This is a genomic window from Serratia sp. EWG9, from assembly GCF_019913725.1.
In the GTDB taxonomy this organism is placed as follows: Bacteria; Pseudomonadota; Gammaproteobacteria; order Enterobacterales; family Enterobacteriaceae; genus Serratia; species Serratia ureilytica.
Map to the genome: position 1 here is coordinate 10,285 of NZ_JADNRO010000007.1, position 21,897 is coordinate 32,181.

General features: G+C 63.1%; 17 protein-coding genes and 1 pseudogene. All 18 read right to left on the minus strand.

Translation table 11 applies throughout. From position 1 onward, the window contains the following. Window positions 1–82: 82 nt before the first annotated feature. A complete protein-coding gene (locus ITX55_RS16135) occupies window positions 83–1,168 on the minus strand; it encodes an acyl-CoA desaturase (protein ID WP_108680942.1) in 1,086 nt (361 codons plus the stop codon). After that, window positions 1,165–2,247, minus strand: coding sequence for an acyl-CoA desaturase (locus ITX55_RS16140; protein ID WP_108680943.1), 1,083 nt, complete (start codon window positions 2,245–2,247; stop codon window positions 1,165–1,167). The genes ITX55_RS16135 and ITX55_RS16140 overlap by 4 nt, the downstream gene beginning before the upstream one ends. Further along, window positions 2,240–3,373 carry a sterol desaturase family protein gene (locus tag ITX55_RS16145; protein ID WP_042784774.1) on the minus strand — a complete coding sequence of 378 codons (1,134 nt, stop codon included), beginning with the start codon at window positions 3,371–3,373 and terminating at the stop codon, window positions 2,240–2,242. Before ITX55_RS16145 ends, ITX55_RS16140 begins: the two co-directional genes overlap by 8 nt. Next, the gene (locus ITX55_RS16150; protein ID WP_033650909.1) at window positions 3,370–3,987 is read right to left on the minus strand and encodes a phosphatase PAP2 family protein; all 618 of its coding nucleotides are present in this window, start codon (window positions 3,985–3,987) and stop codon (window positions 3,370–3,372) included. The genes ITX55_RS16145 and ITX55_RS16150 overlap by 4 nt, the downstream gene beginning before the upstream one ends. Continuing rightward, window positions 3,984–5,270 carry a F390 synthetase-related protein gene (locus tag ITX55_RS16155; protein WP_108680945.1) on the minus strand — a complete coding sequence of 429 codons (1,287 nt, stop codon included), beginning with the start codon at window positions 5,268–5,270 and terminating at the stop codon, window positions 3,984–3,986. Before ITX55_RS16155 ends, ITX55_RS16150 begins: the two co-directional genes overlap by 4 nt. Further along, entirely contained in the window at window positions 5,267–6,073 is an 807-nt protein-coding gene (locus tag ITX55_RS16160; protein ID WP_089191917.1) for an MBL fold metallo-hydrolase, read from the minus strand. The genes ITX55_RS16155 and ITX55_RS16160 overlap by 4 nt, the downstream gene beginning before the upstream one ends. Beyond that, window positions 6,066–7,081 (minus strand): annotated as a pseudogene (locus ITX55_RS16165) (NAD-dependent epimerase/dehydratase family protein). The gene ITX55_RS16160 and the pseudogene ITX55_RS16165 overlap by 8 nt, the downstream one beginning before the upstream one ends. Beyond that, window positions 7,078–8,085: a 3-oxoacyl-[acyl-carrier-protein] synthase III C-terminal domain-containing protein gene (locus ITX55_RS16170; protein ID WP_069100988.1), complete on the minus strand. Its 1,008-nt coding sequence runs from the start codon at window positions 8,083–8,085 to the stop codon at window positions 7,078–7,080. The pseudogene ITX55_RS16165 and the gene ITX55_RS16170 overlap by 4 nt, the downstream one beginning before the upstream one ends. A gap of 273 nt (window positions 8,086–8,358) precedes the next feature. Then, window positions 8,359–9,036 carry a respiratory nitrate reductase subunit gamma gene (gene narI, locus ITX55_RS16175; RefSeq protein WP_033643426.1) on the minus strand — a complete coding sequence of 226 codons (678 nt, stop codon included), beginning with the start codon at window positions 9,034–9,036 and terminating at the stop codon, window positions 8,359–8,361. 2 nt (window positions 9,037–9,038) lie between these two features. Next, window positions 9,039–9,761, minus strand: coding sequence for a nitrate reductase molybdenum cofactor assembly chaperone (narJ, locus tag ITX55_RS16180; RefSeq protein ID WP_033650904.1), 723 nt, complete (start codon window positions 9,759–9,761; stop codon window positions 9,039–9,041). Beyond that, window positions 9,758–11,302, minus strand: a complete 1,545-nt coding sequence (gene narH / locus ITX55_RS16185) for a nitrate reductase subunit beta (protein WP_108680949.1) — start codon at window positions 11,300–11,302, stop codon at window positions 9,758–9,760. The genes narJ and narH overlap by 4 nt, the downstream gene beginning before the upstream one ends. After that, entirely contained in the window at window positions 11,299–15,060 is a 3,762-nt protein-coding gene (locus tag ITX55_RS16190; RefSeq protein ID WP_108680951.1) for a nitrate reductase subunit alpha, read from the minus strand. The genes narH and ITX55_RS16190 overlap by 4 nt, the downstream gene beginning before the upstream one ends. A gap of 279 nt (window positions 15,061–15,339) precedes the next feature. Continuing rightward, window positions 15,340–16,242, minus strand: a complete 903-nt coding sequence (locus ITX55_RS16195) for a glycosyltransferase family 2 protein (protein ID WP_108680953.1) — start codon at window positions 16,240–16,242, stop codon at window positions 15,340–15,342. A 45-nt stretch (window positions 16,243–16,287) separates the two neighbouring features. Continuing rightward, entirely contained in the window at window positions 16,288–17,274 is a 987-nt protein-coding gene (locus ITX55_RS16200; RefSeq protein ID WP_108680955.1) for a glycosyltransferase family 2 protein, read from the minus strand. 12 nt (window positions 17,275–17,286) lie between these two features. Then, window positions 17,287–19,170 carry a carbohydrate-binding protein gene (locus ITX55_RS16205; protein WP_042784785.1) on the minus strand — a complete coding sequence of 628 codons (1,884 nt, stop codon included), beginning with the start codon at window positions 19,168–19,170 and terminating at the stop codon, window positions 17,287–17,289. Next, window positions 19,167–19,910 (minus strand): glycosyltransferase family 2 protein, encoded by a 744-nt coding sequence (locus ITX55_RS16210; RefSeq protein WP_033643433.1) that lies wholly within the window; start codon window positions 19,908–19,910, stop codon window positions 19,167–19,169. Before ITX55_RS16210 ends, ITX55_RS16205 begins: the two co-directional genes overlap by 4 nt. Window positions 19,911–19,920: 10 nt before the next feature. After that, window positions 19,921–20,976 carry a glycosyltransferase family 4 protein gene (locus ITX55_RS16215; RefSeq protein WP_072627462.1) on the minus strand — a complete coding sequence of 352 codons (1,056 nt, stop codon included), beginning with the start codon at window positions 20,974–20,976 and terminating at the stop codon, window positions 19,921–19,923. 1 nt (window position 20,977) lies between these two features. Continuing rightward, the gene (locus tag ITX55_RS16220; protein WP_033643435.1) at window positions 20,978–21,883 is read right to left on the minus strand and encodes a glycosyltransferase family A protein; all 906 of its coding nucleotides are present in this window, start codon (window positions 21,881–21,883) and stop codon (window positions 20,978–20,980) included. Window positions 21,884–21,897 lie beyond the last annotated feature (14 nt).

Genomic DNA, 21,897 nt, shown 5'->3' on the forward strand with positions numbered 1-21,897 from the left:
TCACCGAGGGAAAGTCTACTGGAAGGGCAAATATCGTTCAATTAGTGAACTGCGTAACGCCTCGCACAATTCGTATGCAACGCTAGCGCGGCTTGCTGCCCATCGCGCTGAGGAAGCGTTGCTGCAGACGCAACAGCTCCTCCAGCTCCAGCAGGCGGTAGTCGATGCCGAAACGCGGCGCCACCTCGCCGATGATGCGGCTGAGCGCCGGGTAATGGCGGTGGCTCCAGTGCGGAAACAGATGATGCGTCAAATGCAGATTCGCCCCGCCCAGCCAATAACCCAGCCAGCGCGGCCGAGTCTGCCAGTCGAACGTGGTGGCGAACACGTGGTGATACCAACCGTGCGGCATCGCGCCCTGCGCCGGCGCCTGATAAAAGTTGGCCTTGGCCCAGTGGGTGCCGATGATCAACATCACGAACAGCAATGAAGAAAGCATCTGGCTCAGCAAATAGACCAGCAGAATTTGCCCGATGCCGATAGCCGGCGGCAACAGCCAACATGGGATCGCCAGCGCCAGCAGCAGGTGCGCCACCTTCCCAGCCAGAAACCCGATCCAGCCGCGTACGCCCTGCTGCGCCATGCGCGCCGCCACGCGGGTGCGGCCCGCCCTGTCCAACCAATCGAACAGCCAGATGTAGTACGGAAAAGTCAGCGCCGCCACCAACGGCCAATAGTAACGCTGCGCGCGCATAAAGGGCCGCCAGCGCTGGAACGGCGTTTGCCGCAGCACGCCATTGGCGTCGATATCGGGATCGTAATGTTCGATGTTGTTATGGGCATGGTGGAACAACACATGCCGCACGCGCCAACAGTCGGGATCCAGCCCCAGCGGCACGCTCACCAGTGCGTTCAGCCAGCGGTTGGCCCAGGGGCGGCGGAAAAACGCGTTGTGCGAGGCGTCGTGCACCACGTTCACCGTCAGGAACATGCCGATAAAGATAAAACCGAAGTAGCAGGCGAAAAACGCCCAGCCGTTATGCTGCTGCAGGCTCAGCCCGTAACACAGGCCGCACAGCGCCAGCAGCAGCGCGACCTTCGCCAGCATGCCGCCGTCGGCGAAACGGTGATCGCCGTGGGTCGCCAGATAGTGCTGGGCGGCCTGCATCAGCGCGCGGTGCAACCCGTTGTCGTCGCGCCGATAGGCTAACGGACGCAGCGGTTTCATGGCTGCCCCATCCGCCGCAAGAAGCGCTGTTGTTGCGCCAGCAGTTCGCGATAGCCGATGCAGCGGTACGCCATGCCGTGCCGCTGCGCGACCTCCGCTACCGCGGCGGCCAGCGCCGGATAGTGGCGATGATTCCAGCCGGGAAACAGGTGATGGGTCAGGTGATAGTTCAGCCCGCCGGTCAGATGCTCCAGCCAGCGCGGTTCGGGCTGCCAGTCGCAGGCGGTGGCGAAATTGTGCCGATACCAGCCTTGCGGCATGCTGTCGCCCGTCGGCGCCGGGTAAAACTCGGCCTGCGCCCAATGGGTGCCCAGCAGCAAGAACACCACCAGCAGCGAGGCGCACATCTGGCTGAGCGCGTAAGCCAGCAACACCCAGCCCCAGCCGATGCCGTGCAAATGGCCCACGAGCAGCGGCGCCACCAGCACCAGCGCCAGATGCGCGAGCTTGCACAGCACGAACAGCGCCCAACCGCCGCGCCCCGCCAGCACGCGTTTTTCCCGCAGCGGCGTTTTATCGAGCCGATCGGACCAATCGAAAATCCAGGCGATATAGGGCAGCGAGAGCGCGGCGATCAGCGGCCAGTACAGATGCTGATAGCGCATATGGGGCCGCCAGCGCTGGAACGGTGTCTGGCGGAAGAAGCCGTTCTCTTCGGTATCCAGATCGTAATGTTCGACGTTGGCGTAAACGTGGTGGTAATCCACATGCCGCGTGCGCCAGTAGTCCGGATCGACGCCCAGCGGCAGCGTCACCAACCGCCCCACCAGCCGATTGGCCCAGGGCGCACGCAGGAAAGCGTTATGCGAAGCATCGTGGTTGACGTTGACATTGAGCAGCATGCCCATGGTCACGAACAGGAAATAGCAGAGGAAAAACGCCCAGGGCTGATGCTGCAGCAGGCTCAGCGCGTAAAACCCGACGCACAGCGCCAGCAACAGCGCGGCCTTGGCCAATCGCGCGGCATCGGCATAGCGATGATCGCCCGCCAGACAGGCGTGGGCCGCGCGCTTAAGATCGCGGTGGAAGGCCTGTTCGCCATCGGCGGGAAAACGCAGCGGCGGCAATGATTCAGCCATGCGGTTCCTCCACGGCGGCCGGTGCGGCTACTCTTCCCCAGCCCAACGCGACGCACAGGGCATGCAACGCCACGGCGGCCATGGCGATATGCCAATAGCGCTGCGGCCAACCGAGATAGCCGATAAACAGCAGCGGCATGCCCAGCGCGATCAGCAGCCAGACGGCGCTCGCCCACCGCCGCCCTTCCGTCATGCCGCCCAGCGCCACCGATCCCAACGCCAGCAGCGCTAACAGCGCCATTTGCGGCCAGCTGATGTCGCTATAGCCGTAACCGTATTGGTAGACGTAACCGACCACCAGCGAGAACAACAACATGGCGCCGCTGAAAACGCTGAGCGCCGAACGGCGGTCGCGTGGCCGGCCCGGCGCCGGGCGCCATGCCAGGCGCAAATAGCGCAGGAACGGCAGATTGCTCGCCCAGAATGGGTTGGCGGACGGCCTGTCGCCGCCGACGCCATAGCTGAACGGCGTGCTCGGCAATGCCGGGCAAAAGGTGCCGAACAGCTTGTCCCAGAAGATAAAGCTGCCGCCGAAGTTCTTATTGGAATACGCCATGTCCTTGACGTGATGCACCCGGTGATGCGCCGGCGTGACCAGGATTTTTTCCAGCACGCCGAGCTTCGGCGTCAGCGCATTGTGGTTAAACAGCTGAATGCTGTAATGAAAAATAGAGACCGCAACGAACACCGACAGCGGCACCCCCGCCAGCGCCAGCAGCAAAAAGAACGGGATCGACGTCAGCGACGAATACCAGGAGTTGCGCACTCCCAGCGACAGATTAAAGTGCTCGCCCTGATGGTGCACCACGTGCACCGCCCACAGCAGGCGGAAACGATGGTGCAGACGGTGCAGCCAGTAGAAACCGAAGTCCCACGCCAGCAGGGCGAACAGCCACATCAGCAGTGGCGGCCAGGCATCCAGCAACCCCAGGCTGAAATGCGCGGCCACATAGCCGTAGCAGGTGATCTCCAACCCGCGGAACAGCCACAGCATGATATGGCCGGAATTCAGGTTGAACACCAGATCGTGCCAGTTGACCGGCTCGCGACGCCCCCACTGCAGCGCCACCGCCTCGGCCACCACGATGAACAGCATGAACACTATCGGCAATGCCAGATCGCTCATCCCATTTCTCCTTTAACGACGCGCCTGCGCAGGGTTTTCATGCGCAGGGCCAGCCAGCCGGCGAACAGCGCCAGCAGCGCGCCGCCGGCCAAATCGACAAACAAATGCCGACGCAGTTGCAGAATCGAGAACGCGATCGCCACGCCCCACAGCATCCACAGCGCCGTGCGCACTTTGCGCTCGCCGTCGCTCAGCGCCCACACCGCCAGCACCGTCAGCGCCATATGCAACGAAGGCAGGCAGTTTTGCGGCGAGTCCACCCGGGTTAACGCCGCCAGCAGTTGCGCGCTGATCCCGACGCCATCGTTCTGCGGATAGGCCATGGTGGTCGGCCACAGCAGATAAACCGCCCCGGCGCCCAGCGCGGTCAGCTGCATCGCCAGCGTCAGCCATTTGATCCGCGGCAGCGGCGCCAGCAGATAGCCCGCCGGGACGATGAGGAAGAACGACAGATAGAGCCAGATGGCCGTGGGGCTGAACGGGATCGCCCGATCAAGCGCCGACGGCGGCAACAGGGTTCCCGCCCCCTGCAGGCGATCGGTCAGGCTATACACCACGCCGACCGTGCCCCATCCCAGCAGCATGTGCCATAGCCTGAACAGTGCGCTTTTCATGCCTCCTCCGCCCGGCGCACGATGCGCCGCCGCTTGCGATCGAACTGCGGCAGCACCGCTTGCGCCGTCAACCGCCATTCGAGGCGGTCGGTGGCGATGCCCTGACGAGCGAACAGCGCCATCAGCTGCGCCTGACAGTGCGCCAACGCCGCCGGGCTGCAATCGGCAATCAGCTCCAACCGCCGTTCGCCATGCTGGATCAAGCGGTAATCGCTGGTCAGCGGCAACGCATTGGCGATCGTTCGGCTACAGGCATCGGCGAACACCGCCTGCGGTTGCCGCTGCGCATCGGGCAGCATCAGCTGATCGTCGCGCCGCCCCTCGATACGGGCGATCGCCCGCGTCGGTTGCCCGCATGGGCAGGGTTCCTTGCGCAGCACCAATACATCGTCCAGCCGATAGCGCACGATCGGCTGCGTACTGCGGGTAAAGTCGGTGATCAGCGGCGTGAAGCGCAGTTCGTCGATCCACTGCGGCTCGATATGCAAAAACTCCTCGTTCAGGTGCAAGGTGCCGTGCGCGCAGGTGGCGGCGAGGAACCCCTCGGTAGCCTGATACACTTCGCCGACCGCCGGAAACACCTGCTGCAGCAGGCGGCGATCCTGTTCTTCAAGCACCTCGGCGACCGAGATCACTTTTTTGACCGACAGCGTCACCTGCCCGGCCAGCACCGCCAACGCCAATGCGCGCAGCACCTGCGCCGGGGCCACGATGATGCTGGGCGCCTGCCGTTCCAATGCCGGCAAATGGCCGCTGAACGGCGCGAGCAAATCGTAAAACGCCAGGCTCAGCCAACGGTTGTTCACGCTGTGATAGAGATTATTGTCCGCGCGCAGAAACAGCGCGACGCGCTCGCCCGCCGACAGCCCGTCCGGCAGCATTTTCGCCAGCATGCCGCCGGCCCACACCTGCTGTTCCCGCGGGCTGACGACAAACACGCCGCGCTGCCCGGAAGTGCCGGACGACAATCCGACGCTGTAGCGCCCGATCTTCGGCGTGAAATCGCGATCCGCCTCGCTGCGCTGCGCGCAGGCCAGCACCGCATCGCGCCGCAGCCCGGCGGTGTTCATGCGGTCGAACTGCGCCATCATCAGCGCCTTGTCCATCGGCGGCCATTCGGCGAACGGCCGGCGGCTGAAGCCTTGAAAATAGGGACTCTTGCTCAGCACCCGGCGGGCAAACCCCTCAAGCTGTCGGGCCTGATGCGCCTCCAGCGCCGCACGATCGCCAAAGCGCAGGCGCCGGGCGCGGAAATAGTGCCAAAGGGTCATGAAGGGGATCACAGGTCCCCCTCGTGGCACAGCAAAATGTTGACCTGGCCGCCCGCCCACAGCTGGTTGAGCCGCTCCAGGGTGCGGGTGTAAGCCGCCGCGTCGTCCATCACCAGATTGGCCAGGCGCGAAGGCCCGCGCAGCGTCTGGTAACTCTGCGGCGACCAGGCGGCGTCGCTGGCCAGCAGTGTCCAGCCGGCGTCGGTGAGAATAAAGGCGCCGATATGGCCGGCCGCATGCCCCGGCAACGGCACCAGCACGATCTGCCCTTCACTGCCCGGCAGCGCGTAACCGCGATCGAACGGCGCCAACAGCGCGGGCAACGCCACCGCAGGAAAAGACTCCATAAACTGCAGACGGCTCTCGAAATCCGCCGGGATCAGGCCGGGAATAAAGGCGCGCTTCAGCGCCGCGAAACCGCGCAGCCCACGGGTTTGCTGCCAACCCTCGCCGGAGCAAATAAAGTCGAGTTGGCTGAAATCCTGCAGCCCGGCGATGTGATCGGCGTGAAAATGCGAGACGATCAGCGACTGAATATCCCCCTCGGCGTAACCGGCTTCGCGCAGCTGATGCGCCAACGACTCGGCCGGATCGAAATAGACCGGCGTCATGCGGCGGTAAAGGCTGAACAGCCCCGACTGCGTGTGCTGCTGAAAATAACGCGCGTAGCCGGTATCCCACAGCCAGCGGCGCTCCCCCACCTCCAGCAGATAGGCGCGCGCCGGGAATTTGCACACCCGGAATCCGGCGCCGCGCAGCGCCATGCAGCCGATATGCGTGCAATAGCCCACTTCAAACACGGTGACCTTAGCCATGCTGTCCGCCTCCTTGCCGCCGCAGCCACTCGCCGGTCAGACGAATGCCCTCTTCCATCGAATAACGCGGCCGGTAACCCAGCTCTTCGATCGCACGGGTCTGGCTCAGCGTCATGTCAAAATGCACCGCCGCCACGCTGTAGCGCGTCAACAGCGGTTCCTTGCCGCTCAGCGTCGCCCACAGCTCCATGCCGCCGGCCAGCGTATGCAGCAGCGGATAGGACACGGCCTGCAGCCGGTAACTCAGCCCCAGTTCCTGACGCAGCAACGCATCCAGCATCTCCGCCAGCCGCTGCGGTTGGTGGTTGGTGATGTTGTACACGGCGCCGGACGGCAATCCGCGCTGCCGGCTGGCCAGATCCATCGCGTGCACCACGTTGGGGGCGAAGGTCAGATCCAGCAGCGCTTGTCCGCCGCCGGGCAATCGCAATACCCCGCGGTCGCGTTCGAGCTGCTGCAACAGCCGCGGCACGATCACCCGATCGTGCGGGCCAAACAGGCCGCGCGGCCGCAGCATAATATAGGTGGTTTGCGGATAGATCTTCGCCTGCGCCAACAGGCGTTGTTCGGCCGCATACTTGCTGGCGGCATAGTGATTGGCGAAGCGCCGGACGCGGTAACCCTCGTCAAGATCGTAATGCGGCTGAAAATCGAAGTAGATTGCCGGCGTGGAGATATGCACGAAGCGCCGCACGCCGCAGCGCCCGGCCGCCTCCGCCAGCTTCTCCGTCGCCGCGGCTTGATGCGGTGAAACTCCGCTTTGCCGCCCCAGGGCGAAGACTTGGCCGCGCAGTGCCAGACCCACTCGCAGTCGGTCACCAGCTCCCGACACTGCTGCGGCGTGGCCTGCGCCAGATCGAGCGCGCAAAACTCGGCGCCCAGCTGACGCAGCGTTGCGCCGGCCCGTTCATCGCGGCCGGTGGCGCGCACCTGATGTCCGGCCTCCAGCAACCACTGCGCCGCGTTGCGTCCCAGCCCGCTGGTCGCCCCGGTGACCAGCACCCTCATGGCAGCAACACCATGCCGGCCAGCGCCAGCCCGGCGGCGGTGCCGATCAGCATCACCGGCTGACCGGGATTGAAGCGCCCGGTGGTCACGGCGGCATGCAGCGCCGTCGGGATAGACGCCGCCACCTGATTGCCATGATGGCGGTAGATATCGACCAGCGCCTCGCTGGAGACGTGCAGCCGTTTGCGCATATGTTCGAGCGACAGATGGCTGGCCTGATGCGGCACCACGGTGGCGATCTGCGCCAGGGTCAGGCCGCTGGCGCTCAACAGCCGATCGAGGTAACCCTCAATCAGCGCCGATGCCTGGCGGAACAGCGGCTTGCCCTGCATATGAAACAGGAAGTCTTGCTCACACATGCCGGCGCGCGGGTTGCGACGCGTGCCGCCAGCGCGGATCTCGCACAGTTCGCTGCCGGCGGGGTAGGTTTCCACCAGGCTGGCGAGGATGCCGCTGGCGCCATCGCCGCGCTCCACGATGGCGCAGGCCGCGCCGTCGCCGAAGATCAGCGACGACTCTTCGTGCTGCCAGTCGATGCCGCGTGAAGCGAGATCCGCCGAGACGATGGCGATGCGTCGATACGTCCCGGCGTTCAGCAGCCCCGCCGCCACCTGCAGCGCAGAGATAAAACTGACGCAGCTGCTGTTGATGTCGAAGCCCGGCGTGCCCGGCGCCAGCCCCGCCACCTTGAGAATGTGCGCGGCGGTGCACGGCAGCGCCTGCACCGAAATCGCCGAGGCGGAGATCAGCAGATCGATCGAGTCTGCCGGCATGGCGCGGCGAGCCAGCGCATCTTGCAGCGCGGCGGCGGCGAGTTCGGCCTGGCTGGCATCGTCGGCGGCGTGATAGCGGTAAACGATGCCCGAGCGTTTTTCAACGTAGCCGGCCGGTTTCCCCAGCCGAGCGTCGAGCGCAGAGGACGCCACGCGGTTAGGCGGCAACGCGGCCCCGGTGGCGATGATTTTCAGAGGCAGCAGCTCGGGTGAGCGTAATTGTGTGGTCATTATTGTTATTGATTAACCTGACTATCCATAAAGCGATTCTCCCGTACGGCGCGAAGGCCACACGGATCATCCCCGGTTTTTATGTCCCAAAATGCCTTTCATCAAGGCGGTATCTCTTGTTATCGGCTACCACAGGCCGACGTCCGTCGGCGGAAGCATAAACGTAACATAACTGAGATAGTGAGTTTACGACAAGGCGACGAGAATGGGCAGACGGCGGGGGAATTATCGGAATAGCGCCGCCGCTGGCGATCGGCGGCGGCGGGGTCAGGCTCAGCGGCGGTTGCGCACCAGCTGGTAACGGCGGGTCAGGTACTCTACCGGCGCACTCCAGATATGCACCAGGCGGCAGAACGGGAACAGCACGAACAGCGTCATGCCCAGCACCATATGCAGCTTGAAGATCAGCGCCACGCCTTCCAGGTGCGCAGAAGCGCCGGCGTGGAAGGTCACGACCGCCTGCGCCCAGGCCACCAGCTTCATCATTTCGCTGCCGTCCATATGCTGGGCGGAGAACGGAATGGTCAGCAACCCCAGGCACACCTGCACCACCAGCAATGTCAGGATCAGGATGTCGGCGACGCTGCTGGTGGCGCGCACCCGCGGGTTGGTCAACCGGCGCTTCAGCAGCAGCGCGCCGCCGATCAGCGTCATCAGGCCGCAGGCGCCGCCGGCGATCATCGCCAGCTTCTGCTTCACGTCGATCGGCAGGAAGGCCTCATACATCCAGTGCGGCGTCAACATGCCGAGGAAGTGGCCCGCGAAGATGCCGATAATGCCGATGTGGAACAGGTTGGACGCCAGCCGCATGCCCTTTTTATCCAGCATCTGGCTGGAGCCGGCGCGCCAGCTGTACTGCCCATAGTCGTAGCGCAGCCAGCTGCCGATCAGGAACACCGCGCCGGCCAGATAAGGGTAGATATCGAAGAAGAACTGATTCAAAAATTGCATAATTAGCGTCCTTTGGTTCCGGTTAACGCATCCGTCAGGTCCAGATACTGTGGCGCCACCGCGCCGGCGAAGCGCCGCTGGTGCGCCGTCTGCTGGGCGGAGGCGCAGCCCTGCTCGCCGAGAAATTTGACCTGCTCCTCTTCCCATACCGCATCCAGCGCCTGCGGCGTATCGTCGCGCGCCTCTTGCGCCACCTGCGTCTTCAGCGCCTGCGCCTGCGCATCGCTGCCGGACAGCGCCAGCAGCAGATCGAACAGCACCGCGTACGGGCTTTCGCGCTGCTGCAAGCGCGCGCCCAGCAGCGCCAGGATCGGCGCAATGTCCTGCAGCCCTTCCCGCGCCTGTGCCGCGCTGCGGCTGGCCAAATACTCCAGGTACAGCGGCAGGAAATCAGGCAGCTCGCGGCTGTCGATCTCCAGCCCGGCGGCGCGGTACTGCGCCATCAGGTCAACCATCGCCTGGCCGCGATCGCGCGACTCGCCGTGCACGTGCTCAAACAGCAGCAGCGAGGTGGCGCGGCCGCGATCGAACAGCTCGCAATAGTCGGCCTGCGCGTCCAGCAACGGGCGCGCGCACAGGCGGCGGATAAACAGAATCAGCAGCGCGCTGTGGTGCAGATCCAGCTCGCTGGCCGGTTCCAGCGCTTCAATCAGCGCCTGCTGATGGTCAAACAGCGCCTGCTCCGGGTAATCCAGCAGGCGGGCGATCACTTTCAGGCTGATCATGAGGCATCCTCCGGCCGCGCGGTTTTCGCGGTCACGTCGATGGCGTCGATACGACGGCTGTTGAACAGATTGAACTTGCCGTCGCTGCCGTGGCAGCCGTCGCCGAAGCTGAAACCGCAGCCTTTGCTTTCGGGGAAGGCTTCGCGCGCCAGCTCGCGGTGGCTCGACGGCACCACGAAGCGATCTTCATAGTTGGCGATCGCCAGGTAGCGATACATCTCCTGCGCCTGCGCTTCGCTCAGACCGACCTGCTCCAGCGCGCTGATGTCCACCACGCCGTCGACGGTTTCCGCCCGTTTGTAGTGGCGCATCGCCAGCATGCGTTTCAGCGCCAGCAGCACCGGCTCGGTATCGCCGGCGGTCAGCAGGTTCGCCAGATACTGCACCGGAATGCGCAGGCTCTCGACGTCCGGCAATACGCCGCTGTGCGCCAGCTCGCCGGCGTCGGCGGCCGACTGAATCGGCGACAACGGCGGCACGTACCACACCATCGGCAGCGTGCGGTATTCCGGGTGCAGCGGCAGCGCCAGCTTCCAGTCCATCGCCATTTTGTACACCGGCGACTGCTGAGCGGCTTCAATGACGCCCTGCGGCACGCCGTCCGCCAGCGCCTGAGCAATCACCTTCGGGTCATGCGGATCGAGGAAGATATCGAGCTGGCTCTGGTACAGATCCTTGTCGTTTTCCACCGCCGCCGCCTGTTCGATGCGATCGGCGTCGTACAGCAGCACGCCGAGGTAGCGGATGCGGCCGACGCAGGTTTCCGAACAGACCGTCGGCTGCCCGGCTTCGATGCGCGGGTAGCAGAAGATGCACTTCTCGGACTTGCCGCTCTTCCAGTTGAAGTAGATTTTCTTGTACGGGCAACCGGTCAGACACATGCGCCAACCGCGACATTTGTCCTGATCGATCAGCACGATGCCGTCTTCGCCGCGCTTGTAGATCGCCCCGCTCGGGCAGGTGGCGACGCAGGCCGGGTTGAGGCAGTGCTCGCACAGGCGCGGCAAATACATCATGAAGGTGTTTTCGAACTGGCCGTACATCGCCTTCTGCAGGTTGTCGAAGTTCTTGTCCTGCGAACGTTTTTCGAACTCTCCGCCGAGGATCTCTTCCCAGTTCGGGCCGTTTTCGATCTTGTTCATGCGCCGGCCGGTGATCACCGAGCGCGGGCGTGCCACCGGCTGGTGTTTGCCCTGTTTGGCGGTGTGCAGGTGCTGGTAGTCGTAATCGAACGGCTCGTAGTAGTCATCCAGCGCCGGCACGTCCGGGTTGGCGAAGATTTTCGCCAGCACGCCGACGCGGCTGCCCATGCGCGGCTCCAGTTTGCCGTTGATTTTACGGATCCAGCCGCCCTTCCATTTTTCCTGATCTTCCCAGGCGTGCGGATACCCGACGCCGGGCTTGCTTTCCACGTTGTTGAACCAGGCGTATTCCATCCCCTCGCGGCTGGTCCAGACGTTCTTGCAGGTGACCGAACAGGTGTGGCAACCGATGCACTTGTCCAGATTTAGCACCATGCCGACTTGCGAACGAATTTTCATTTGTTGTTCTCCTGCTGACTGCCCTGCGCGTAGTCGTTGCCTTCATCGTCCAACCAATCAATACGGTTCATCTTGCGCACCACCACGAACTCGTCGCGGTTGGAGCCGACGGTGCCGTAGTAGTTGAAGCCGTAGGCCAGCTGCGCATAGCCGCCGATCATGTGGGTCGGTTTCGGGCAAGCGCGGGTCACCGAGTTATGGATGCCGCCGCGTTGGCGAGTGATCTCCGAGCCGGGCAGGTTCACGATGCGCTCCTGCGCGTGGTACATCATGGTCATCCCCGCCGGGATACGCTGGCTGACCACCGCGCGCGCCGTCAGCGCGCCGTTGGCGTTGAAGGCCTCGATCCAGTCGTTGTCCGCGATGCCCAGATCTTTGGCGTCGTCTTCGCTCAGCCAGACGATCGGGCCGCCGCGCGACAGCGTCAGCATCAGCAGGTTGTCGCTGTAGGTGGAGTGGATGCCCCACTTCTGGTGCGGCGTCAGGAAGTTCAGCGCCTTCTCCTTGTTGCCGTTCGGTTTGCTGTTGAGCAGCGGCTGCGCGGCGCGGGTGTCGATCGGCGGCCTATACGCCAGCAGGCTTTCGCCGAAGGCGCGCATCCACTCGTGATCCTGATACAGCTGCTGACGGCCGCTGAGGGTGCGCCACGGGATCAGCTCGTGCACGTTGGTGTAGCAGGCGTTATAGGAGACGTGCTCGTCTTCCAGGCCGGACCAGGTTGGGCTGGAGATGATTTTGCGCGGCTGCGCCTGAATGTCGCGGAAGCGAATTTTCTCGTCTTCCTTGTTCAGCGCCAGATGCCGGTGATCGCGGCCGGTGACGTTGCTCAGCGCTTCCCAGGCTTTCACCGCCACCTGGCCGTTGGTTTCCGGCGCCAGCGACAGGATCACTTCCGCCGCGTCTATCGCGCTCTCGATCTTCGGCCGCCCCGCCGCCGGGCCGTCGGCCTTGACGTAGTTAAGCTGCTTGAGGAAATCGACCTCGGTTTGGGTATTCCAGCTAATGCCCTTGCCGCCGTTGCCCAGTTTGTCCATCAACGGCCCCAAGGAGGTAAAACGCTCGTAGGTGGCCGGATAATCGCGCTCCACCGCGATGATGTGCGGCGCGGTTTTGCCGGGGATCAGTTCGCACTCGCCTTTCTTCCAATCCTGCACGCCGTAAGGCTGCGCCAGCTCGGCGGCGGAGTCGTGCTGAATAGGCAAGGTCACCACGTCGGTTTCCTGGCCCAGATGGCCGACGCACACCTCGGAGAAGGCTTTGGCGATGCCCTTGTAGATTTCCCAGTCGCTCTTCGAATCCCAGGCCGGATCGACCGCCGCCGACAGCGGATGAATGAACGGGTGCATGTCGGAGGTGTTCATGTCGTCTTTTTCGTACCAGGTGGCGGTCGGCAGCACCACGTCGGAATACAGGCAGGTGCTCGACATGCGGAAATCGAGCGTCACCACCAGATCCAGTTTGCCTTCGCCGCCCTGCTCGCGCCATTCCACTTCCTGCGGCTTCACGCCGCCCTGCTGGCCGAGATCTTTCCCCTGGATGCCGTTCTCGGTGCCCAACAGGTATTTGAGCATGTATTCATGGCCCTTGCCGGAAGAACCCAGCAGGTTGGAGCGCCAGACGAACAGGTTGCGCGGGAAGTTCTGCGGATTGTCCGGCTGCTCGGCGGCAAAGCCCAGCGCGCCGCTCTTCAGGCTGTCGACGGTGAACTCAACCGGCGACTGGCCGGCGGCACGGGCCTGCTCCGCCAGGCGCAGCGGGTTAGCGCCCAGCTGCGGCGCCGACGGCAGCCAGCCCATGCGCTCCGCGCGCACGTTGAAGTCGATCAGGCTGCCGCCGAAGCGCGATTTGTCCGCCAGCGGCGACAGCAGCTCATCGGCGCCGACGGTTTCATAGCGCCATTGGCTGGAATGGTTGTAGAAGAACGAGGTGCTGTTCATATGGCGCGGCGGGCGCTGCCAGTCAAGGCCGAACGCCAGCGGCAGCCAGCCGGTTTGCGGCCGCAGTTTTTCCTGGCCGACGTAGTGCGCCCAGCCGCCGCCGCTCTGGCCGACGCAACCGCAGAAGATCAGCATATTGATCAGGCCGCGGTAGGTCATGTCCATGTGATACCAGTGGTTGACGCCGGCGCCGACAATGATCATCGAACGGCCGTGGGTCTTCTCGGCGTTTTCCGCGAACTCGCGGGCAATGCGGATGATGTTGTGACGCGACACGCCGGTGATCTGCTCGGCCCAGGCCGGGCTGTAAGCCTTGACCTCGTCATAGTCGGCGGCGCAGTTGGCGTCGCCCAGCCCGCGCTCCAGGCCGTAGTTGGCAAGCAGCAGGTCATACACGCTGGTCACCAGCGCTTCGCTGCCGTCCGCCAGCCGCAGGCGTTTCACCGGCAGCTTGTGCAGCAGGATTTCGTCCAGCGCCACGCTGTTGAAATGCTCGCTGTCGGCGCCGCCGAAGTACGGGAAGCCCACCTCGGCAACGTCGTCATGCATGCCCAGCAGACTGAGCTGCAGCTCGACTTCCTGTTGCGACTTGCCTTCGCGCTGCTCCAGGTTCCACTTGCCCTTCTCGCCCCAGCGGAAACCGATGGAGCCCTGCGGCGCCACCAGCTCGCCGCTGCGGCTGTCGATAGCGACGGTTTTCCACTCGGGATTGTTTTCCTGGCCCAGTCCGTCCACCAGATCGGCGGCGCGCAGCAGGCGGCCGGCGGCGTAGTGGCCGCCTTCACGCGGCTCCAGCAGCACCAGCATCGACATGTCGGTATAGCGGCGCACGTAGTCGCGGAAGTAGCCGACTTCGCGATCGAGATGGAACTCTTTCAGCATCACATGGCCCATCGCCAGCGCCATCGCGCTGTCGGTGCCCTGCTTCGGATTCAGCCAGTGGTCGCACAGCTTGGCGACTTCGGCGTAGTCCGGCGTCACCGCCACGGTTTTGGTACCCTTGTAGCGCACTTCGGTAAAGAAGTGGGCGTCCGGGGTGCGCGTCTGCGGCACGTTGGAGCCCCAGGCGATGATGTAGGAGGAGTTGTACCAGTCGGCGGACTCCGGCACGTCGGTCTGCTCGCCCCAGGTCATCGGCGAAGCCGGCGGCAAATCGCAATACCAGTCGTAGAAGCTCAGGCAGGCGCCGCCGATCAGCGACAGGTAACGGGCGCCGGCGGCGTAGGACACCATCGACATCGCCGGGATCGGCGAGAAGCCGATAATGCGGTCAGGGCCGAAGGTTTTGGCGGTATAGACGTTGGCGGCGGCGATCAGTTCATTGACCTCTTGCCAGCTGGAGCGGACGAAACCGCCGCGGCCGCGCGCCACCTTGTAGCTTTTGGCTTTTTCCGCATCGCCGACGATCGATCCCCAGGCCTCGACCGGATCGCTGTGCTGCGCTTTCGCCTCGCGCCACAGTTTGAGCAGCCGCTTGCGCATCAGCGGGTATTTCAGCCGGTTGGCGCTGTACAGGTACCAGGAGTAGCTGGCGCCGCGCGGGCAGCCGCGCGGTTCATGGTTGGGCAGATCGGGGCGGGTGCGCGGATAGTCGGTTTGCTGGGTTTCCCAGGTCACCAGACCATTCTTCACGTAGATCTTCCAACTGCAGGAACCGGTGCAGTTCACGCCGTGGGTGGAACGCACCACTTTGTCATGCTGCCAACGGCTGCGGTAGCCGTCTTCCCAGTCGCGGTTGGTGTTCAAGGTCTGGCCGTGATCGCCAGAAAAAGGCTCCGCCAACTGCTTGAAATAGCGGAAACGGTCTAAAAATTTGCTCATCCGGAATGCTCCTGAAGGCTCTTGTCGTTATAAGAAGACATGCTCAATCTGCCGCCAGCCTACTGACGGCCAACCGGCGGCAAATTGATTGCGATCAAGAGAAAGCGGCGGGCGACGCGTGCGCCGGGCGGGAAATACCACCAAAGTATAGGGGTGAGAAATAGGATTAATTGATTGAATTAAAACGAATAAATCAGAATCTCAAGATGAAGGTGAACGGGCGGGAGGCAAGACGGGGTATTTGGGGGTAGGACGCGGGGGAAAACCCCGCGTCGGGTTTCAAAAAGGGACGCCGCGGAAGAAGACGTTGCGCAGAATGTTCTTCATGTAAACGCCGGCCATCACTCCGCTGTTGACGTAGATGATGCCCTTCATACCGTGCAGCACGCCGCCGAGACGGCTTCGGCTGTCGGTGATGATGCGCGACATGATGCAGGTGTGGCGCAGCCGCATCACCTTGCGCGCCCGCGGCGAAATCTGCGGCATCAACCGGCGCTCGAACTGCATTTTGTTGTGATAGCCGATGATGCCTTTCGGGCTGGAGGTAATACGCTCACCGTCGTGATCGTTATGCACCGCCAGGCGCTCGTGCAACGTGCCGATGCGCATGCCCGCCGCCAGCAGGCGATAAATGAAGATATGATCCTGATAACGCGGGGTATTGAAGAACCCGCGCACCGCGATCGCCGCCTCGCGGCGCAGCATGATCATCGGCGTGTAAGCGACGCCGGCCAGCATGAAGTCCTCCAGGCCGTCGCAGCGGGCGCGGTAATAGCGCTCGGCGCTGATTTGGCCGTCCTGCAGAATATCCATATCGCACAGGCTGACGGGGTAATCGCCGCGCTGCATAAAGGCCAGCTGACGGGCGATCTTCTCCGGATGGTAATAATCGTCGTCGTCCAGAAAAGTGAGGTATTCCCCGGTGGCGCGCAGGATGCCGCTGTTGCGCGCCCGCGCCCCGCCGCCGTTGCGCGCGCGCGGGCAATAGACGACCTGCCCGGCGGCAATATAGCCGGCCAGCCGTTCGCGGGTGGCCTGGCGCTGCGGATGGTCCGGCGGATTATCGTCTACCACCACGATCTCCACCGGCTGATGGGTTTGCGCCAGGACGCTGTCGATGGCGCGCGCCAGCAGTTCGCTGCGGCCATAGGTCGGAATAATGACGCTGACTTTGATACTCATAATGGGCTTCCACACGGGTTTATCGTCGTTCGGGCACGGTCAGATTCACCCGAAACGGTTGTAGAGACTGGCCATCAGGTAGTAGACCAGCGGACTGCGGTAGAACAGGCGGTTCTTGCGGCTGAGCATTTGCCGCTCCTCCGCCCGCAGCCGGGCATAGCGCCGTTTCAGCTCGGCGGTTTCCCGCAGCGCGTCACGCAGGCCGAAGAAGTCCAGCCCGACCAGCAGACGCGCCTTCAGCGTGGTGACGAACAGCACCGAGTGGAATCCCTTCCCCCCCTCGCGGCGGCGCCCGCTGTCAGCGCGCTCGATGGCATAATCGAGATCGTCCAAATCCCGCCGCTTCGGCGCGCGCGTGATGCCGTTGGGGTTAGCGCGGTATCCTACCAACGGCGTGTCGCACACCACGATGCGGTTCGCTTTCAGATACAGCTGCGGGATCAGCTGGATATCCTCGAAGTTGCGCCCCGCCGGAAACGCGGCGTCGTTGAACAGCGAACGGTGATAAATCCGCGCCCAGGCGTACCACAGGCTGCGGTTAAAACTGTCCGCCAACAGCGCCATATGCGGCTCGCGCTCCTGTGGCGCGGCGTTGCCGGGCACGATCGCCATCAGGCCATCCGGTTCTATCTGGCCGTTTTTCAGCCGCGAGAAGCGCTGGGCGTTGAACGCCACGATCTCCACCTGCGGGTTATCCGCCAGCAGGCGCCCCAAAATGCTGAAATAGCCCGGCAGCAGCACGTCGTCGGAGTCCAGAAAACCGAGATATTCGCCTTCGGCATGGGCGATCCCGGCGTTGCGCGCGGCGCTCAACCCCTGGTTATCCTGGCGCAGGATGCTGACCTGCGTTTTCAACGCCGGATAACGGCACAGCACCTCTTGCGCGACGGCGATGGAGCCGTCCGGGCTGCCGTCATCGACGAGGATCACTTCCGCCCAGTCGGGCAATTGACTCAGCACCGAGTCTAGGCACGCTTCGATGTAGGCTTCCACCTTATACACCGGGACGATCAGGCTTAGCGTGATAGTCATGAACGGGTATCCTTATTGATTGCTAGTGTCTCGTTGCACCCACAGCGCGCTGCTGCCCACTGCGGGCAATTTGGCGTCGATCTGCGGCTGCCCCTGCCAGCGCCAGCCGGGCGGCAGGTCAAAACGGGCGGCCATCGGCCGATAGTACGGGTTGGCGATCAGCACCAGGCCGCGCTCGCCGTCGATAAACAGCCGCGCCGGTACGGCAGTGTTGTTGCCGGACAGCGTCGCACTTTCGCCCGAGAGCAGGTACGGCGTGAAGCTGTCGATCTGTTGCGCCACGCGGGCAACCCCTTGCCAGATACCGTCGAATTCCTGTTGGTTGAAATCACCGCTGCGGCGCTTGTAGAACAGGTCGGTATAGGAGTAGAACAGCAGCCCTTTGACGCCGCCGATCAGCCCCAGCCAGGCCTGGTTGCGGATCTCCGCTTCGCTCGGCTGGCGCGGCTTGCGGTGCGGCTCATAGGCGGCGTGATCCATGATCTGCATCACCAGCCAGGCGCCCTTCGCCTGGCGCGCCACCTGCACCGTCAGGCGCGAGTATTCCAGCGTGCGCGTCATGTCGGCATCGCGTCCGACCGGATAAGGATCGCTGGCCAACACATCGGAACTGTTGAAATAGGCGTTGAGCGCGCCGGTCTGATTCAGCGCCTGAAAGGTCAGATGGTCAGGGTCTTGTTGCTTCACCTGCAGATGCATCTGCTCTATCTGCGGCGCGTACTTCGGCGCCAGCTCATCGTTGATGTACCAGGCGAGCAGGTTCGGCTGAGTTTTAAACTTCTCCACATAAGACGCCGTCAACTGCGGGTAGCTCAGGCGCGTTTTCGGCGCAGAGTCGAGGCCGGGGTAGAAATCCTTCAGCGAGAAAATCACCTGCAGCCCGTACTGCTGCGTTTTGCGGAAATAGGCGTACGGGTCGCGCCCTGCGCCGTAGTTGTAATTCAGCACGGTGTTGAAACCGGCGTCGCGGATGCGCGCCAGATGTTCATCGGTCGCCATGTTGCCGTACATGTAGATGCCCAGCGGAAAGAAGCGCTTGCCCTGCCGCAGCGTATAGCCCTGCTCGTCCAACGCCACTTTCGGCGGCGCCTCGCCGATGCTGACCGGCATTTCGCTGCTCCGGCTGTGCTTCGACGCCACGTCCGTCACCTGCTGCTGCAGGCGGTACTCGCCGGCGGCCAGGTTGGCCGGCAGCGAGAACTCTACGCGCTGACGCTCGGCGACATGGTAGCGGCGGCTCTCCTGCCGCACGGCGGTGCGTTGGCTATCGAGCAGCGTACTTTCCACCTGCACTTCCTGAGGCTGCTGCACTTCAATCAGGCTGGAGGCCGATTGCCCGCCGGCGCGCATCTGATACAACGCCGGCGCCGTCGGCTGGCTGCAAACGTAGGCATCGTCGAACCAGGCGTTGCCGGTCGTGCCCTTGCGCATATACAGCCCCAGTACGGTGGTGGTGGCCTCTGCCGGTACGGTGAAGCTGCCCTCCACCGGCTGCCAACCGCTGCTGCCCAGCAGGCCTTGCGGGTAGCTGCCGGCCAGGTGGCGCCCCTTGGCGTCATAGCTTTCGACGTACACCCCGGCGCCCGGCTGATCGCCTTTGCCGCGCAGGTTATCGCCGCGCACCCACACGCCGAACGCGATCGTCTGGCCCGCTTTCACCTGCAGCGTTTGCAGCATCTGGTGATACTCCGCCGGGTCAGGATTGCTGTAGTACAGGCTGGCCCGGCCGCTGCGGCCGCCGGAGACCACCTTGGCCGGCGGCAGCGACCAGCCCGTCTGTCCCTGCTCAAAGCCGGGGTTGGTCAGCAGATTGGTCTCGCAGCCCGCCGCCCCGGCCTGAGCCGCCAGCCCGCATCCGATCAGCACGCAGGCTGCGTTCAAGATTTTGCTGGTCATTGTCTTTTCATCACCGCGCTGTACAGGTAGGAGAAGAACAGGTAGCAGGATTTTTGATAAGAGAGCCCCAGATGACGACGGTAGATCTGCCACTGCCAGTCCGCCGCGCGGATCTTGTTGCCGGACAGCGAATTGGCGGACAGCCGGTAAAACGCCAGCGGCTCCGGAATGCAGTACGCCAGGCGATTGCGCGCGCGCTCCAGAATAGACAGCCACATCACGTAGTCTTCATGCCCGACCTTGCGCTGGTAGACCTTGCCGACCCGGCGCTGGTTGTACATGCCGGTCAGGTTGCCGATCCAGTTGCTTTTCAACATGTCGCGGTAGGCGATGATCTCCCCGGCGCCGCGGTAATTCTTCACCTGCGCCAGGTCATTCTCGAAGGTGTAATAGTGTGAGCAGACCACGTCGTAACGCTGGGTTTTAAGGATGCCGACCTGGCGGGCCAGCTTATTCGGGTGCCAAACATCGTCGCTGTCGCAAAACGCGATGTAGTCGCCGCGCGCCGCCTCGATGGCGATGTTGCGCGTTTCGGCCACCCCCTGATTGGCGTTGTTGCGGATGTAGGTCAGCCGATCGTGAATGAACGGCTTGACCACCTCGGCGGTGTTGTCGGTGGAGGCGTCGTCAATCACATACAGGTGATAGTCCTGATAAGTTTGATTCAATACGCCAAGGATCGACTCGCGGATAAAACCGGCGGCGTTATAAGCCGGCATAATGACGGACACTTTTTCCATGATGATTACCTCAGACGATAAGCTCTTGCCACTGGGGGTAAATACGTTCAGGCACAAACCGCTGCGCCTTTTCCAACGCACGGTGGGAGAAGCGGCGACGCAGTTCGCCGTCGCCGATCAGCGCCAGGACGCGCTGACTGAAGGTGTCGACGTCGCCGTCCGCCACCAGATAACCGTTCTCGCGATCGTCGATCAGCTCCGCCGGGCCGGTCAGACAGTCGAAAGCCACCAGCGGCAGGCCAAAGCTCATGGCTTCGATCAGCACCATCGGCAGACCTTCGTAGCGAGAGGTCATCAGCAACAGGCTCGCCTGCCGGTAATGCCCGGCGATATCGGCGGTGGCCGGCAGCAGCTGCACCCGGTCGTCGAGCCCGTAATCGGCGATCTGCCGTTGCAACGCCGCCCGATCCGGGCCATCGCCGACGATGTGCAGCCGCCACTCCGGCGCCTGCTGCGCCACCTGCCGCCAGGCGGCGATCAGCCGGTCGAAGCCTTTCTGGTGGCACAGTCGGCCGACCGCCAGCGCCACCGGCTGTTGCTGTTCCGGATGCGGCGCCCGCAGCGGAAACGGCGACACGTTCTCAATCACCCGACATTTGCGGGCGGGCACCCAGCGGCCGATATTCGCCAGATCTTTTTGCGTCAGCAGCACGGTGCGATCGCCCAGCCGGTAGATCAGCACCTTCAGCCACTTCATCGGCCACGGATACTGGTGGAAACTGACATGTTCACTCAGCACCAAGCGGCTGCCGGGACACAACAGCCGCAGGTAAGGCACCATGATCACCGAGAGTTTCCCCATCGAGACGGTGATGATGGCGTCATAGCGGCCGCGGCGTAAGAACAGCGCCAGGCGCCACGGCCAGAGCAGCGTCTTGCCGCGCATGAAGCGCAGCGTCACCGCCGGCTCCAGCGGATAGAACGCCCGATCCCCGCAGATGGATATCAGTTCGACCTGGTGGCCGAAGCGGGTGGTCAGCGCATTGGCCAGGCTGCTGGCCACCCGTTCGGTGCCGCCTTTGCCGCCGATGTCTTCGATTACAATTGCGATTTTCCGCGGTTGCATGTCACCTCCGTAATCCCTCGCGGGCCGTGCGCAGCAGCCTCCCCCCCAATGGAAACAGTCCCAGCCTGGCCAGACAGTCGCCATACAGCTTGATCGCCTTGAATTTGCCGCTCAGGGTGTGGCGCTCCATGCGCGATGAGTAGTAGTTGAAAGCCTGCAGATCTTCGCTGTACAGCGAAGCCAGCAGGTGTTTACAGGCAAAGCCGCTGATATAACGGCCGCTGGCCTGCAGATAGGTATCGATAAAGCGTTCGCTGGCGTCGATGTTCAATCGGCAGCGGTTCAGATCCTCGTCGCCGCAGCGGATGAACACCCCACCGCCCTGATCGTGAACCACCCGGGCGCCCAGGTTGGTGGCGTTGACCAAAAATCCCCAGTCTTGGTAACGGGCCAAAAACTCCGGAAATAAAAACCGCCGGTCTTGTTTCTTGCGCACGCTGATGGTCGAGGTGCGAATATCCCCCATCTCGATAAATAAGAAATCTTCCCCGGCCACGCCCTCTTGATAATTAAACACGTAGCTGCGCACATTCTTGTCGTTGACCGTGGTGTAATTGCCGAACACGATATCGATCCGTGTGTCCTCATGCCGTCTCAAGCGCCGGATGATATAATTGGTGCCAAACATATCTTCCGGTTCCAGAAAAAAAACCACCTCAGAACGCGCCAGGCGAAAACCGATATTGCAGGCGACGGCGATATTGCCGCGCACCCGGCTTTCATGCAGTCTGGCGCGATGATTCGCCGCCAACAGTCCGTGTATCTTTTCCGACTCACCGGCTTCCGATGAATAATCGACCACGATAATTTCATAATCAAAACCGGCGCAGTAATGGGTCATGCGCGCCAGCGTGGCGGCGAGATGGTTTGAATTATTAAAAGCGGGAATAACAATTGATAAGTCCATTTAATACCTCAAAA

Excerpts from the sequence above, each read along its gene's own strand:
- ITX55_RS16190 (WP_108680951.1), bottom strand. The coding sequence starts at position 15,060 with ATGAGCAAATTTTTAGACCGTTTCCGCTATTTCAAGCAGTTGGCGGAG.
- ITX55_RS16195 (WP_108680953.1), bottom strand. The coding sequence starts at position 16,242 with ATGAGTATCAAAGTCAGCGTCATTATTCCGACCTATGGCCGCAGCGAA.
- ITX55_RS16145 (WP_042784774.1), bottom strand. The coding sequence starts at position 3,373 with ATGAGCGATCTGGCATTGCCGATAGTGTTCATGCTGTTCATCGTGGTG.
- ITX55_RS16170 (WP_069100988.1), bottom strand. The coding sequence starts at position 8,085 with ATGACCACACAATTACGCTCACCCGAGCTGCTGCCTCTGAAAATCATC.
- ITX55_RS16135 (WP_108680942.1), bottom strand. The coding sequence starts at position 1,168 with ATGAAACCGCTGCGTCCGTTAGCCTATCGGCGCGACGACAACGGGTTG.
- narH (WP_108680949.1), bottom strand. The coding sequence starts at position 11,302 with ATGAAAATTCGTTCGCAAGTCGGCATGGTGCTAAATCTGGACAAGTGC.
- ITX55_RS16200 (WP_108680955.1), bottom strand. The coding sequence starts at position 17,274 with ATGACTATCACGCTAAGCCTGATCGTCCCGGTGTATAAGGTGGAAGCC.
- narI (WP_033643426.1), bottom strand. The coding sequence starts at position 9,036 with ATGCAATTTTTGAATCAGTTCTTCTTCGATATCTACCCTTATCTGGCC.
- ITX55_RS16220 (WP_033643435.1), bottom strand. The coding sequence starts at position 21,883 with ATGGACTTATCAATTGTTATTCCCGCTTTTAATAATTCAAACCATCTC.
- ITX55_RS16150 (WP_033650909.1), bottom strand. The coding sequence starts at position 3,987 with ATGAAAAGCGCACTGTTCAGGCTATGGCACATGCTGCTGGGATGGGGC.
- ITX55_RS16215 (WP_072627462.1), bottom strand. The coding sequence starts at position 20,976 with ATGCAACCGCGGAAAATCGCAATTGTAATCGAAGACATCGGCGGCAAA.
- ITX55_RS16205 (WP_042784785.1), bottom strand. The coding sequence starts at position 19,170 with ATGACCAGCAAAATCTTGAACGCAGCCTGCGTGCTGATCGGATGCGGG.
- ITX55_RS16160 (WP_089191917.1), bottom strand. The coding sequence starts at position 6,073 with ATGGCTAAGGTCACCGTGTTTGAAGTGGGCTATTGCACGCATATCGGC.
- narJ (WP_033650904.1), bottom strand. The coding sequence starts at position 9,761 with ATGATCAGCCTGAAAGTGATCGCCCGCCTGCTGGATTACCCGGAGCAG.
- ITX55_RS16210 (WP_033643433.1), bottom strand. The coding sequence starts at position 19,910 with ATGGAAAAAGTGTCCGTCATTATGCCGGCTTATAACGCCGCCGGTTTT.
- ITX55_RS16140 (WP_108680943.1), bottom strand. The coding sequence starts at position 2,247 with ATGGCTGAATCATTGCCGCCGCTGCGTTTTCCCGCCGATGGCGAACAG.